The organism is Agromyces flavus (assembly GCF_900104685.1).
GTDB classification, from domain to species: domain Bacteria; phylum Actinomycetota; class Actinomycetes; order Actinomycetales; family Microbacteriaceae; genus Agromyces; species Agromyces flavus.
Genome location: NZ_LT629755.1, coordinates 104600 through 118351, shown reverse-complemented (window position 1 = coordinate 118351; position 13752 = coordinate 104600). Strand labels below are relative to the sequence as shown.

Sequence of the window (13752 nt, the reverse complement as noted above, 5' to 3'; positions counted from 1 at the left end):
CTACGCGTCGAGCGCCTTCAGCAGCTCGCTCGGCGACGCCTGCATCGGATGCGGCCCGGCGATGTCGAGGAACACGGTCGTGATCGTCGACTCGTAGCGCTTCAGGAACGACCGCAGCCAGGCCGGGCTCTGCAGCCCGACCGCGGGCGGCAGGTTCGCCGGCTTGTTCGCCGCGTCGCTGAACAGCAGCAGCGCGACCTCGCCCGTGTTCGCGTCGCGGTAGGTCCAGACCTCGCCGCCGTCGAGGGGCGTGTCGCGCGGGCCGGGCTTGATCAGTGGGACGACCGTGTTGCCGTGTCGGAGCGCGAGCGCGACGGCCGCGACATCCTGCCGCTCGAGCGCCTCGGCGAGCGCCTGGGACCGGAACTCCAGCGGGTCTGCCCCTCGGGACCCCTTCGAGCCCTTCGATCCCTTGGGGGAACGCTTCGCACCGGCCATCGCACCAGCCTACCGACGGCCGCGAACCTCCTGGCCCGGTTCATCCCGTGAGACGGTGGTCGCGGGTGTCGCGCCCGGCGCACCTGCGACAACTGTCCTCGCCACGCGCGGGCGGGCGACGCGCCCGGTCAGTACAGCAGGAACTGCTTGGTCTCGGCCGATTCGAAGCCCGAGACCGACACGCTCAGGTGGTACGACGCGCCACCCGCCGGGACCGGGGCTCGGGTTCCCGCGCAGGTGTCCGCGGTCGAGCGGGTGCGGTCCCAGGTGATGGGCGCGGTCGACGACACCGGGGTGTCGGGAGCGAGCGACACCTCGGCGTCGACCGGCTCGGTCTGGCAGTCCGTGGAGGTCCAGTAGACCTCCTTCCCGCTCGTGACGGTGAAGACCTGCGCCTTGGTGCCCACGTTCAGCGCGCAGGTGTTGGGTCCGGTGTTGGTGATCGTCACCGAGAGCTTCGGCTGCTCGCCTGCCGCGTACACCGCCTTGTCGGTCAGCGCCTCGACGGTGATCTGGTCCTCGGTGCACGCCGCACCGTCGACGGCCGGCGCCTCGGACACGACGGGCTCGTCGGTGGCCGGTGCGTCCGTCGCGGGCGGCTCCGAGGACGGGGCGCCGGATGCCACGGGCGCGGGCGTCGACGACGGCGGGGTCGTCTGCGACACCTCGTCGCCCTGGCTCGCGCCGGGACGCACGATCACGAGCACGATCGCGACGATGACGGCGACGAGCCCGAGCAGCACCATGAGCCGGCGGCGCCGGTACACGGATGCAGGCAGTCGCCCGGATGCGGGGCGGTTCGACGTCATGGGCTCAGGCTACGGCCGGCCGCGCTGCGACTCGGCGTGCCGCCCCGGCGCGCCCCGAGGCCGTGAGGAACGCTCAGAGGGTTTTCAGCATCCGGGTGTTGCCGAGCGTGTTCTGCTTCACGCGCGCGAGGTCGAGGAACTCGGCGACGCCCTCGTCGTGCGAGCGGACGAGCTCGGCGTACACCTCGGGGTCGACGGTCTCGGAGCCCATGTCCTCGAAGCCGTGGCGCGTGAAGAAGTCGACCTCGAACGTCAGGCAGAACAGCCGGCTGAGGCCCAGCGTGCGGGCGTCCTCCTCGAGCGTCGAGAGCAGCGCGTGTCCGACGCCGTGGCCCAGCCAGTCGTCGTGCACCGCGAGCGTGCGGACCTCGCCGAGGTCCTCCCACATCACGTGCAGCGCTCCGCAGCCGACGACCTCCCCGTCGCCAGACTCGGCCACGCGGAACTCCTGCAGCGCGCCGTAGAGGTCGACCCGCTCCTTGCCCAGCAGGATGCGTCGCGCCACGAGCGGCTCCACGAGCTCGACGATCCTCGGCACGTCGGGCGTGCGCGCCGCGCGCACGTGGAATGGCTGCGTCATCCGCTCATCGTATGCCCGCGGCCATGCCTCGACCGGCACGCGCTCGGCAGCGTACGCACGTGCCTCGCGCACCCCCGAAGCACGAACGAAGGGGGCGGATGCCGCAGCATCCGCCCCCTCGGGTCGAACCGGTCGTGCGGGTTACTGTCCCGCGGCCAGGTCGGGCGTGGCCGGCCCGGTGCCGATCGCCGCGCCCGTGTTGACGCCCACGCCGACGGGCAGCGCCCGCTGGGTGGTGGTGAACACGAACTCGCCGTCCTGGAAGTCGACGTGCACGTGGTCGCCCGAGTTCAGCTCGCCGTGCAGGATCCGCTCGGACAGGCGATCCTCGACCTCGTGCTGCACCGCGCGGCGCAGCGGCCGCGCACCGAGCGTCGGGTCGAAGCCGACCTCGATGAGCCGCTCCTTGGCCGCCTGCGTGAGCTCGACGGTCATGTCGCGGTCGAGCATGCGCTCGCCCAGTCGCTTGATGAACAGGTCGACGATCTGGAGGAGCTCCTCCTTCGTCAGCTGCGGGAAGACGATGATCTCGTCGACGCGGTTGAGGAACTCGGGCTTGAAGTGCTTCTTCAGCTCCTCGTTCACCTTCGCGCGCATGAGCTCGTAGCCCGTGCGGGTGTCGCCCTCGACCTGGAAGCCGACGGGACCGCCCGAGATGTCCTTGGTGCCGAGGTTCGTCGTCATGATGATGACGGTGTTCTTGAAGTCCACGACGCGACCCTGGCCGTCGGTGAGGCGGCCCTCCTCGAGAATCTGGAGAAGCGAGTTGAAGATGTCGGGGTGGGCCTTCTCGATCTCGTCGAACAGGACGACCGAGAACGGCTTGCGGCGCACCTTCTCGGTGAGCTGGCCGCCCTCCTCGAAGCCGACGAACCCGGGAGGGGCGCCGAACAGCCGCGAGACCGTGTGCTTCTCGCCGTACTCGGACATGTCGAGCGAGATCATCGCCGACTCGTCGTCGAACAGGAACTCGGCGAGCGCCTTGGCGAGCTCGGTCTTGCCGACGCCCGTGGGGCCGGCGAAGATGAACGAGCCCGACGGGCGCTTCGGGTCCTTGAGCCCGGCGCGGGTGCGGCGGATCGTCTTCGACAGGGCGGAGATCGCCTCCTCCTGGCCGATGACGCGCTCGTGCAGCGCCTTCTCCATGAAGACGAGGCGGCTCGACTCCTCTTCGGTCAGCTTGAAGACGGGGATGCCGGTGGCCTGCGCGAGCACCTCGGCGATCAGGCCCTCGTCGACGACCGCGGTCGTCTTGACCTCGCCCGACTTCCACTGCTTCTCGAGTCGGAGGCGCTCGCCGAGCAGGGTCTTCTCCTCGTCGCGCAGCGATGCGGCCTTCTCGAAGTCCTGCTCCTCGATCGCGGTCTCCTTCGCTGCGCGGACCACGGCGATCTTCTCGTCGAACTCGCGCAGCTCGGGCGGCGACGACAGGATCGACAGGCGCAGGCGGGCGCCCGCCTCGTCGATCAGGTCGATGGCCTTGTCGGGCAGGAACCGGTCGCTGATGTAACGGTCGGCGAGGTTGGCGGCGGCCACGATCGCCCCGTCGGTGATGGACACCTTGTGGTGCGCCTCGTAGCGGTCGCGCAGTCCCTTGAGGATGTTGATCGCGTGCGGGAGCGACGGCTCGGCGACCTGGATCGGCTGGAAGCGGCGCTCGAGCGCGGCATCCTTCTCGAAGTGCTTGCGGTACTCGTCGAGCGTGGTCGCGCCGATCGTCTGCAGCTCGCCGCGGGCGAGCAGCGGCTTCAGGATCGACGCGGCGTCGATCGCGCCCTCGGCGGCGCCCGCACCCACGAGGGTGTGGATCTCGTCGATGAAGACGATGATGTCGCCGCGCGTGCGGATCTCCTTGGTGACCTTCTTGAGGCGCTCCTCGAAGTCACCGCGGTAGCGCGAGCCGGCGATCAGCGAGCCGAGGTCGAGCGAGTACAGCTGCTTGTCCTTCAGCGTCTCGGGGACCTCGTTCTTGACGATCGCCTGCGCAAGCCCCTCGACGACGGCCGTCTTGCCGACGCCGGGCTCGCCGATGAGCACCGGGTTGTTCTTGGAGCGGCGCGAGAGGATCTGCATGACCCGCTCGATCTCCTTCTCGCGGCCGATCACGGGGTCGAGCTTCGACTCGCGCGCGGCCTGCGTGAGGTTGCGGCCGAACTGGTCGAGGATCTGCGAGCCGCCCTGGGCCTGCTGCTGCTCGGTCGCGCCGACCTGCACCTGCTCCTTGCCCTGGTACCCGGAGAGGAGCTGGATGACCTGCTGGCGCACGCGGTTGAGGTCGGCGCCGAGCTTGACGAGCACCTGGGCCGCGACACCCTCGCCCTCGCGGATGAGGCCGAGGAGGATGTGCTCGGTGCCGATGTAGTTGTGGCCGAGCTGGAGCGCCTCGCGGAGCGAGAGCTCGAGCACCTTCTTGGCACGCGGGGTGAACGGGATGTGCCCGGTGGGCTGCTGCTGCCCCTGCCCGATGATGTCCTGGACCTGCTCGCGGACCGCGTCGAGCGAGATGCCCAGCGACTCGAGCGCCTTCGCCGCCACGCCCTCACCCTCGTGGATGAGGCCGAGCAGGATGTGCTCGGTGCCGATGTAGTTGTGGTTGAGCATCTTGGCTTCTTCTTGCGCCAGGACGACGACACGACGGGCTCGGTCCGTGAATCTCTCGAACATCATCTACTCCTCGTCGACGCCGGGTAGGGGCGTCGATAGAACAACGGTAACGACCGGGCCTGCGCGGTGGGCGCGTGTTCGCCGTGGGCGCACCCGCGCTTGACGTCGGTACGCGACATCCGTAACGTATCGATCATCGATAACATCGATATTCGATATGAAGCGGATGACCCGGAGGAACCATGACCGTGCACGACGCCCCCACCCGCCTCGACCGCGGCGACGCCATCGGGATGTACGCCACCGTGGGCATCGCGGTGATCGCGATCGTCGCCACGATCTGGGGCGTCGTGCGCCGGCTCACCGAGGTCGCCCCGCTCCGCGACGTCCCGGTCCTCGTGCCGTTCGTCGACGAGACCGCCGAACTGCCGATCGGGCCGGATGGCGCGCCGGTGACGGTCGCGGTCGACCAGGCCGTCGTCACCGTGCCCGAACCCGCCGCGGCCACGTCGTTCGCGCTCCTCGCCGAGCCGATCGTGCACGGCGGCGCGATCATCGCCGCCGTCGTGCTGCTCGCGCTGTTCTGCTGGAACCTCGCCCGGGGTCGCGCGTTCTCGCGCGCGAACGTGCGGATCGTGCTGTGGAGCACCGGAGTGCTCGCGGCCGGATGGTTCGTCGGCACCATCCTCACGACCATGACCGTCAACGGCGCGCTCTCCGCGGTGAGCGAGTACACCTACGAGGGCGTCACGTTCAGCACGAACTGGGCCGCGCCGTTCGCCATCCTCGCGCTCGGCGCGATCGGGGCCGCCTTCCAGATCGGCGCGCGCCTCCAGCGCGACAACGAGGGCCTGGTCTGATGGCGCCCGCCGAGGTCGACGAGGCGCACGACGTCCACTGCCGCCTCGACGAGCTGCTCGCCGAGCGCGGCATGACCCTCACCCGGCTCGCCGAACTGGTCGGCGTGAGCGTCGTGAACCTCAGCGTGCTGAAGAACGACCGCGCTCGCGCCATCCGCTTCTCGACGCTCCAGGCCGTCTGCCGCACGCTCGAGTGCGAGATCGGCGACCTGCTCGTGCTGAGGCCGGCGGATGCCGCGGGGTCGGCGCCGGGCGCAGCGACCCGCTGACCGCCTCGACGCACCGGCCCGCGCGTGATTGGATGCACGCATGCCCAGACTCGTGCTGACCGTCATCGGAGACGACCGAGCCGGCCTCGTGGAGGCGCTCGCCGAGGCCGTCACGGCGCACGGCGGCAACTGGGAGCAGAGCCAGATGGCCGAGCTCGCGGGGCAGTTCGCGGGCATCGTCGTCGTGACGGTGCCGGCCGATCGTGCCGATGACCTGCGCTCCGCGCTCGACGGGCTCGAGGGGCTGCTCGACGTGTCGGCGCATCCCGGCTCCGAGGAGCCGGACGGCGTGGAGGACTGGCGACGCCTGCGGATCGACCTCGTGGGCAGCGACCACCCGGGCATCGTGCACGACGTGTCGGCGGTGCTCTCGCGCCACGGGCTCAGCATCGAGACCATGACCACCGAGCGGCGCGACGCGCCCATGGCGGGCGGTCAGCTGTTCGAAGCGCACATCCTCGTGCGCGTGCCGCCGGGCACCGAGCCCGGTGCGGTGCGGGACGAGCTCGAGCGGGTCGCGAGCGAGCTGTTCGTCGAGCTCTCGGTCGGACAGGACTGAGCCGCCCGGGTCGGACCGGACTGAGCAGCCGCGCCGCGACTACTTGACGGGCACCGTCACCACGGCGTCGCCGACCGTGACCTCGAGCTCCTCGGTCGTCGTCACATCGGCGGGCGTCGAGAAGACCGTGGTGTGCGGCACGAAGTCCATGGTGCAGGGTCCCTCTTCGGCCTCGGGCAGGATCGCCTCGACGGCGTTGCCCTCGCCCGCCTCTGCGGTGACGCGCAGCTCGGTGGGGATGATCGGGCAGGTCGACGATCCCCAGATCGTGATGGCGAGCCGGCCGCCGTCCTGCAGGTACTGCACGTACGGCTCGTCGCCGGTCGGCTCGGGCACCTCCTCGGCCGAACCCTCCTCGGTCTCGTCCTCGGTCTCGCCGCCCTGCTCGGTGTCCTCGGCGTCGCCCGCGGCCACCTCTTCCTCGTCGATCACGGGCAGGCCTGGGAAGTTCTCGACAGGCCCAGGGCCGGGTGCGCACCCTGCGAGCAGGAGCGCCGACACGACGGCGGCGGAGGCGAGCAGGAGGCGGCGGACTTCGACGTGCGGGGCCATGGGCACATGCTAGCCCCCGGGCCGGGTCCAGGGCACGGATGCCGCGCCACGCCCGCGCGTAGGATTCCGGCATGAGCAACCTCGAGCGCGACCCCGTCGAACTGCTCTGCCCACCCGAGGCGGCGCACGGGCCGGCCGTCGAGGTCCTCGACTACCGCGAGGTGCCGCTCGGCGGGCCGCGCGCGATGCCCGTGCGCCGGACGCTCCCCCAGCGCGGCCGCACGACGATCGGCGCCTGGTGCTTCGCCGATCACTACGGGCCCGACGACGTCGCGGCCACAGGCGGCATGGTCGTGCCGCCGCACCCGCACACGGGCCTGCAGACCGTGAGCTGGCTCTTCGAGGGCGAGATCGAGCACCGCGACTCGACCGGCAGCCACGAACTCGTGCGACCCGGCGGGGTGAACCTCATGACGGCCGGCCGCGGCATCTCGCACTCCGAGGTGTCGACGCCGGCGACCTCGCGCCTGCACGGCGTGCAGCTCTGGGTCGCCCTGCCCGACGCCTCCCGGTACGTGGGCCCGTTCTTCGAGCACGCCGACACCACGCCGTTCCAGCTGGGCGACGCGACCGTGCGCGTCTTCGTGGGCGAGCTCGCCGGCGGCGAGCTCGGCGAAGCGGCGGATGCGCCATCCGCCCCGGTCACGGTCTTCTCACCGCTGCTCGGAGCACAGGTCGACCTGCCGGCGGGCGGAACGGTCGACGTGCCGCTCGACCCGGGCTTCGAGCACGGCGTGCTGGTCGATGCCGGGCCGGCGCACGTCGAGGTCGGCGGCGCGGATGCCGCGACCGAGGTCGCATGGTCGCAGCTGGCGTACCTCGGCACGGGACACGATCGCGTGCGACTGCGCGCCGACGCGGACCCCGTGCGGGTGGTGCTGCTCGGCGGCGTGCCGTTCGGCGAGGAGCTCGTCATGTGGTGGAACTTCATCGGCCGGTCGCACGACGAGGTCGTCGAGTTCCGGCGCCGGTGGCAGTCCGACGTGATCGACCGCAACGATCCCGACGGGCCGTTCGGCACGGTCGCGGGCTACGACGGTCGGCCGCTGCCCGCGCCCGACCTGCCGACCGTGCGGTTGAAGCCGCGGCGCTGAGCCGCGCCATCCGCTCGCCCTGCCGCCGCCGCGCACGCCGACGGCCGGTGCCCAGGAGGGAGCACCGGCCGCCGGGGTGATCCGGGCCGATCAGGCCACGGCCACCTCAGGCGCACCCACCGCCTGCTCTTCCCGCACCGGACGGCGGTGCGCCCAGCGCTTGAGTGCGATGACCACGAGGGCCGCGACGACCGTACCGGCCGCGATCGCGAGGACGAACCACAGCAGGTTGCCGATCGCGAAGAACACGAAGATGCCGCCGTGCGGGGCCTGCGACGTCACGCCCATGCCCATGCAGATCGCTCCGGCCACGGCGCCGCCGATGACCGTCGCCGGGATGACGCGGAAGATGTCCGCGGCCGCGAACGGGATCGCGCCCTCGGAGATGAACGCCGCGCCGAGCAACCATGCCGCCTTGCCGTTCTCGCGCTCGACCGGGGTGAACAGCTTGCGGTCGATCACGGTGGCGAGCGCCATCGCGAGCGGCGGGACCATGCCCGCGGCCATGACCGCCGCCATGATCGCCCACGGCGCCTGGTTCTCGGGCGAACCGGCACCGAGGCCGGCGACCGCGAAGGCGTAGGCCACCTTGTTGACGGGACCGCCGAGGTCGAAGCCCATCATCGCGCCGAGGATGAGGCCCAGCAGCACGGCACCCGCACCGGAGAGGCTCGACAGCCAGTCGTTGAGCGCCGTCGAGAAGGCCGAGATCGGTCCGGCGAGGACGACGATCATGAGCCCGGACGCCACGATCGAGGCGAGCAGCGGAATGATCACCACCGGCATCAGGCCCTTGAGCCAGCGCGGCACGTCGAGTCGTGCGAGCATGAGTGCGACCCATCCGGCGAGCAGGCCGCCGACCAGCCCGCCGATGAAGCCGGCGCCCATGAGGCCCGCGACCGAACCGGCGACGAAGCCCGGGGCGATACCGGGTCGATCGGCGAGCGCGTACGCGATGTAGCCCGCCAGCGCTGGGACCAGGAACTTCATCGAGATGTCGCCGATGACGAAGAACACTGCCCCGAGGTAGGTCAGGAGCCCGCCCTCGGGGAGGTTCCAGAGCGCGTTGGTCGTGACGATCTCACCCGCGTTGTCGGTGATGTCGTACCCACCGAACAGGAAGCCGAGCGCGATGAGCAGACCACCGCCCGCGACGAACGGGATCATGTAGCTCACGCCCGTGAGCAGCACGCGCTTGATCTTCTGGCCGAAGTGCTCGTGCGCGACCGCGGCAGCGGCACTCGCGGCCGTGGCGTCACCCGCGACGCGCGGAGCCGACGGGTCGTCGATCGCCGCCACGGCCTCGCGGAGCATGTCGGCCGGGTGGTCGATCCCGCGCTTGACCGGCCCCGCCACGACGGGCTTGCCCGCGAAGCGCGACTTGTCGCGCACGTCGACGTCGACAGCGAAGACCACGGCGTCGGCGCGCTCGATGACCGCGGGCGCGAGCGGGGTCGAGCCCGACGAGCCCTGCGTCTCGACGTGCAGCTCGATGCCCTCCTCCTTCGCGGCCTTGGCGAGTGCGTCGGCGGCCATGTAGGTGTGGGCGATGCCGGTGGGGCACGCGGTCACGGCGATGAGTACCGGCTTGCCGTCGTGGTGCGCGTGGGCGGCCGCCGCGGCGCCTGCCGCGGTGCCGACCTCTGCTGCGGCAGCGGTCGTTGCGGGCGCCGCGGGCGCCGCCGCAGCCGGCGCCGCCTCGGGCTCGGGCGCGAGCGCCTCGTCGACGAGTGCGACGAACGTCGCCGCATCGGGCGCCGAGCGCAACGACGCGACGAAGTCCTCGCGGATCAGGGATCGCGCGAGCGTCGAGAGCACGGCCAGGTGGTCCTGCGTCGACGCGGTCGGCACCGCGATCAGGAACACGAGGTCGGCGGGCCCGTCGAACGAGCCGAAGTCGACGCCCTCGGGCAGGCGGGCCGCCGCGAGCGTCGGCCGGGTGACGGCGTCGGACTTGGCGTGCGGGATGGCGATGCCACCGGGCACGCCGGTGGAGTCCTTCTCTTCACGGGCCCACGCGTCGGCGAAGAGCGCCTCGGCGTCGGTGGCGCGGCCTCCTGCGACCACGCGCTCGGCGAGCGCGCGGATCACGTCGGCCTTGTCGGCGCCGAGCGGCGCGTCGAGGCTCACGAGCCCCTGGTCGATGACGTCGGACATGGGATTCCCTCCTATGGGATCACCGGGGCGACGGCGCCCCGGATTCGGATGACGGTGATGGCGGACGCGTCGGCGAGTACCCGCGAGGGAACCGCCGAGCCCGGGAGCGACGCGGCCGCCGCCCCGTGCGCGACCGCCTGGGCGAGCGCCCGCTCGGGCGCCGCCCCTTCGGTCACGGCGAGCAGGAAGCCGGCGAGCGAGCTGTCGCCCGCGCCGACGGTGCTGCGCGGCACGATGCGCGGCGCGGGAGCGAACCATCCCTGGCTCTCGCCGACGAGCACGGCCCCCTTGGAGCCGAGCGTGACCAGGGCCGAGCGGATGCCGCGGGGCACGAGCGTCGCGGCGACCTCGGCGACCCGCTCGGGGTCGGCCTCGAGGGCGTCGGCGTCGGGCTCCCCGGCGAGCTCGGCGAGCTCCTCGCCGTTGGGCTTGATGAGGTCGACCGGTTCGCCGGCCTCGACGAGCGCCGCGAGTGGAGCGCCCGACGTGTCCACGGCGATGCGTGCGGCGACGCCGGCGGCGCGCGCCTCGCGCACCACGCGGACGTAGAAGTCGGGTGCGATCGACGGCGGGAGCGACCCGGCGAGCACGAGCCACGAGGCATCCGCCGCCTGAGCGACGACTGCGGCGATGAGCGCCTGCTGCTCGGCCTCGCTGAGATCGGGACCGAGCTCGTTGAGCTTGGTGGTGACGCCGTCGGGCTCGGTGATCGTGATGTTCGATCGGAGGCGCGCCGCGATCGGCACCGTCGCGACGGGGACTCCCGCCGAGGTGAGGGCGACCACGAGCGGGTCGTCGGCGCGGCCGGGGAGCACGGCGACCGAGGCGGCGCCCGACGCGACGAGTGCGCGGGTGACGTTGACGCCCTTGCCGCCGGGCTCCTCGACGTTGCGGGCGACGCGCTGCACCTCGCCGCGCTCGAGCGCGTGCTCGAGTTCGACCGTGCGATCGAGCGACGGGTTGACGGTCAGGGTGACGATCATGCGACCCGCACCTCCACTTCGGCATCGTCGAGTGCATTCGCGAGCGCGGGGCCGGGCGGCGCGTCGGTGATGAGCACGTCGACCTCGTCGAGGCCGGCGAACCGGTGCAGCGCTTCGTCGTCGTGCTTCGAGGCGTCGACGAGCACGACCGCGAGCCGCGAACGCTCGACCATGGCGCGCTTGACCTCGGCCTCGAGCTCGTCGGGCGTCGACAGGCCGAACTCGGCGCTCACGCCGTTGGTGCCGAGGAACGCGATGTCGGGACGGATGTCGGCGAGCTGGGCGATCGCGGTGGGCCCGACGGCTGCGCTGGTGACGCCGCGGACGGTGCCGCCGATGATGCGGACGATGAGGTTCGCATTGCCGTGCAGGAGTGCCGCGATGGGCACGGAGTTCGTGTAGACGGTGAGGGGCGCGATGCCCGGCTCGGGCTGCCATCCGGCGAGCGCCTCGGCCAGTGCACCCGTGGTGGTGCCCGCGTCGAGCAGGATGGCGCCGGTGAACGTCGGCGGCACGAGCGCGAGCGCCGCCTGGGCGATCGCGCGCTTCGCGTCGGTGTGGCGCTCGGTGCGCTCGAGGACCGTGGTCTCGGCGAGGCTCGCGCGGCCCGCGCCGACGGCCCCGCCGTGGACCCGACGGACGTGACCGGCCCGTTCGAGTGCATCGAGGTCGCGGCGGATGGTCTCGGGCGTGACGTCGAGCTCGGCGGCGAGGTCGGCGACCGAGACACGGCCCGTGCGGGCGAGCGCATCCATGATGTGCTCGTGTCGCTCCATCGCGTACATGCGGCCCCCTTGCCGGATCCAACTGCAACCTGCGTTTGTGTGAGCTTAGATCACCTTTCCCACAGAAAACAAGACCTTCGCAGAAATTCCCACAGAAACAGACTTCTTGAGCTCCCGGCTCGCCCGGATCGGGCCGGCTGCGGAGTCCGCGAGGGTCGATTCGCGTGCGTCGGGAACGGTCGGCTGAAGCGGTCCGGGCCCGAGGCCGACGCGCTACTGCAGCGCCGAGGTCAGCCGCGCGAGGTTGTCGAGGATCGTGGACCGCAGCGGTTGCCGCATCCACTCCTCGAGCGTGAGCTCGCGGCTGTCGCGCCGGTACCCGTCCTCGACCGCGCGCATCTCGCGCACGAACGACTCGCCGCGCACGAGCAGCGAGACCTCCATGTTGAGCTCGAAGGACCGGATGTCCATGTTGCTCGAGCCGATGACGGCGACGTCGTCGTCGATCGTGAAGTGCTTGGCGTGCAGGATGAACGGCGCCTTGTACATGTAGATGCGGATGCCCGCGCGCAGCAGGGCCTCGTAGTACGAGCGCTGCGCGTGGTAGACGAGCGCCTGGTCGCCGAGCTCGGAGACGAACAGCTCGACGTGCACGCCGCGCTGCGTCGCACCGCTGATCGCGCGCAGCATCGCCTCGTCGGGCACGAAGTACGGGCTCGTGATGATGATCCGCCGCTTGGCCGCGTACATCAGCGCGAGGAAGAGCTTGAGGTTGTTCTCGTTCTGGTACCCCGGACCGCTCGGCACGACCTGGCAGTCGAGGTCCTGCTGCGCCGCCTCCTGCGTGAACGGGATCAGCTCGTCGCGCGAGGGCGCGTCACCGGTCTCGAGATACCAGTCGGTCGCGAAGATGGCGTCGAGGCCCGAGACGATCGGGCCCTCGACCTCGGCGACGAGCTCCTGCCACTTCAGGCCGCGGCGGATGTTGCTGCGCTTGTGGTAGCTGCGATCGACGACGTTCTGCGAGCCGAGGTAGCCGATCTCGCCGTCGACGACGAGGATCTTGCGGTGGTTGCGCAGGTCGGGGCGCTGGTACTTGCCCTTGAACGGCATGACGGGCAGCATCAGCCGCCAGTCGACGCCCATGTCGGTCAGGCGCCGGATGGTGCGCCGGTAGCCCTTCACGCGCCGCGACGCGATGTGGTCGAGGAGCACCCGCACCTCGACCCCCCGCGCGACGGCGTGCCCGAGCGCGTCGAAGAACCGCGCGGTCGTGGAGTCGTAGGCGAAGATGTAGAACTCGACGTGCACGTAGCGCGCCGCCCGGCCGACGGCATCGGTCATCGCGTCGAGCGAGGCCTCGTAGTCGCCGATGAGCCGGGCGCTGTTCGAGCCGATGAGCGGCATCGCCCCGAGGTTGCGGTTCAGCTGCACCACGCCCTCGAACCAGCTGGGCCACTTGGAGCTGTCGCTCACGCGCTCGACGCCGTGCGTGCTGTCGCGGATGAAGCGGTCGACCTCGTCCTGCTTCGCGCGCCGGGCCTTCGGCAGCTTGGGATTGCCGATCAGCAGGAAGAAGAGGATGCCGAGGTACGGGATGAAGAAGATCGCGAGGAGCCACGCCATGCCGGCGGTCGGTCGGCGGTTCCGCGGCACCACGATGATCGCGATGATGCGGATGACGAGGTCGGCGAGGAGCAGGATGACGGCGACGACCGCCGTCACCTGGGCCTCCGTCATGCGGGGTTACGCAGCCCGGCGCTCGGCCGAGCGCTTCGCGCGCTCCTCGGCCTCGATCCGGGCGTAGGCGTCGCGCTCCCCGCGGTCGGCGCGGAGCACCGCGCGCATCACGAACCAGAACAGCAGTCCGATCAGCACGGTCGGCGCGAGCGACCAGATCGCGTTCACCCAGAAGTCGTCCATAGCGCCTCCAGAATACGGGGGTTTCCTCGGGTTCGCTGGGTCACCCTGCGGTGATGATGCCCCAGATGCCCGATCCGAGCAGGTACAGGCCGATGGCGCCGACGACGATCCAGATCGCGACGCGCGTGGTCGACGGCTTGCGGGGATCGGGCTTCGGCTCGAGTTCCGACTTGGGCAGGTAGTCGTTCATCACGTCATC

15 protein-coding genes are annotated in these 13752 nt (G+C 71.1%); 4 read left to right on the top strand and 11 right to left on the bottom strand.

The features are described from left to right. From BLT99_RS00595 to BLT99_RS00580, 4 genes are all read right to left on the bottom strand, one after another. A complete protein-coding gene (locus tag BLT99_RS00595) occupies positions 1-438 on the bottom strand; it encodes a dehydrogenase (RefSeq protein ID WP_229724469.1) in 438 nt (145 codons plus the stop codon). Positions 439-566: 128 nt separating this feature from the next. Further along, positions 567-1247: a hypothetical protein gene (locus tag BLT99_RS00590; RefSeq protein WP_092668396.1), complete on the bottom strand. Its 681-nt coding sequence runs from the start codon at positions 1245-1247 to the stop codon at positions 567-569. Positions 1248-1320: 73 nt separating this feature from the next. Further along, on the bottom strand, positions 1321-1827 hold the full coding sequence (locus BLT99_RS00585; protein ID WP_092668394.1) for an amino-acid N-acetyltransferase: 507 nt from the start codon (positions 1825-1827) through the stop codon (positions 1321-1323). 141 nt (positions 1828-1968) lie between these two features. Further along, a complete protein-coding gene (locus BLT99_RS00580; protein ID WP_092675349.1) occupies positions 1969-4491 on the bottom strand; it encodes an ATP-dependent Clp protease ATP-binding subunit in 2523 nt (840 codons plus the stop codon). Positions 4492-4673: 182 nt separating this feature from the next. Between BLT99_RS00580 and BLT99_RS00575 the strand changes: the two genes are divergently transcribed. From BLT99_RS00575 to BLT99_RS00565, 3 genes are read left to right on the top strand one after another with little or no spacing between them, the layout of a single operon-like run. Continuing rightward, positions 4674-5291, top strand: coding sequence for a hypothetical protein (locus BLT99_RS00575; RefSeq protein WP_092668392.1), 618 nt, complete (start codon positions 4674-4676; stop codon positions 5289-5291). After that, positions 5291-5560: a helix-turn-helix domain-containing protein gene (locus BLT99_RS00570; protein WP_092668390.1), complete on the top strand. Its 270-nt coding sequence runs from the start codon at positions 5291-5293 to the stop codon at positions 5558-5560. Before BLT99_RS00575 ends, BLT99_RS00570 begins: the two co-directional genes overlap by 1 nt. A gap of 40 nt (positions 5561-5600) precedes the next feature. After that, a complete protein-coding gene (locus tag BLT99_RS00565) occupies positions 5601-6119 on the top strand; it encodes a glycine cleavage system protein R (RefSeq protein WP_092668388.1) in 519 nt (172 codons plus the stop codon). Positions 6120-6158: 39 nt separating this feature from the next. Here BLT99_RS00565 and BLT99_RS00560 read toward each other — a convergent pair whose 3' ends face one another. After that, entirely contained in the window at positions 6159-6671 is a 513-nt protein-coding gene (locus tag BLT99_RS00560) for a hypothetical protein (protein ID WP_092668386.1), read from the bottom strand. Between the two features lie 71 nt (positions 6672-6742). Here BLT99_RS00560 and BLT99_RS00555 point away from each other — a divergent pair, with 71 nt between their 5' ends. Next, positions 6743-7765, top strand: coding sequence for a pirin family protein (locus BLT99_RS00555; protein ID WP_092668384.1), 1023 nt, complete (start codon positions 6743-6745; stop codon positions 7763-7765). Positions 7766-7855: 90 nt separating this feature from the next. Here BLT99_RS00555 and BLT99_RS00550 read toward each other — a convergent pair whose 3' ends face one another. The 6 genes from BLT99_RS00550 to BLT99_RS17745 all read right to left on the bottom strand — a co-directional run bounded on the left by BLT99_RS00550 (position 7856) and on the right by BLT99_RS17745 (position 13743). Further along, positions 7856-9922, bottom strand: coding sequence for a PTS fructose transporter subunit IIABC (locus BLT99_RS00550; RefSeq protein ID WP_092668382.1), 2067 nt, complete (start codon positions 9920-9922; stop codon positions 7856-7858). A gap of 11 nt (positions 9923-9933) precedes the next feature. After that, complete coding sequence (locus tag BLT99_RS00545) at positions 9934-10905, bottom strand: 1-phosphofructokinase family hexose kinase (RefSeq protein ID WP_092668380.1); 972 nt, start codon at positions 10903-10905, stop codon at positions 9934-9936. Then, positions 10902-11690, bottom strand: coding sequence for a DeoR/GlpR family DNA-binding transcription regulator (locus tag BLT99_RS00540; protein WP_092668378.1), 789 nt, complete (start codon positions 11688-11690; stop codon positions 10902-10904). The genes BLT99_RS00545 and BLT99_RS00540 overlap by 4 nt, the downstream gene beginning before the upstream one ends. 213 nt (positions 11691-11903) lie before the next feature. Then, positions 11904-13370, bottom strand: coding sequence for a cardiolipin synthase (gene cls / locus BLT99_RS00535; RefSeq protein ID WP_092668376.1), 1467 nt, complete (start codon positions 13368-13370; stop codon positions 11904-11906). Between the two features lie 6 nt (positions 13371-13376). After that, entirely contained in the window at positions 13377-13553 is a 177-nt protein-coding gene (locus BLT99_RS17750; RefSeq protein ID WP_166670892.1) for a hypothetical protein, read from the bottom strand. A 40-nt stretch (positions 13554-13593) separates the two neighbouring features. Next, positions 13594-13743, bottom strand: coding sequence for a hypothetical protein (locus BLT99_RS17745; RefSeq protein ID WP_166670893.1), 150 nt, complete (start codon positions 13741-13743; stop codon positions 13594-13596). Between the last annotated feature and the right edge of the window lie 9 nt (positions 13744-13752).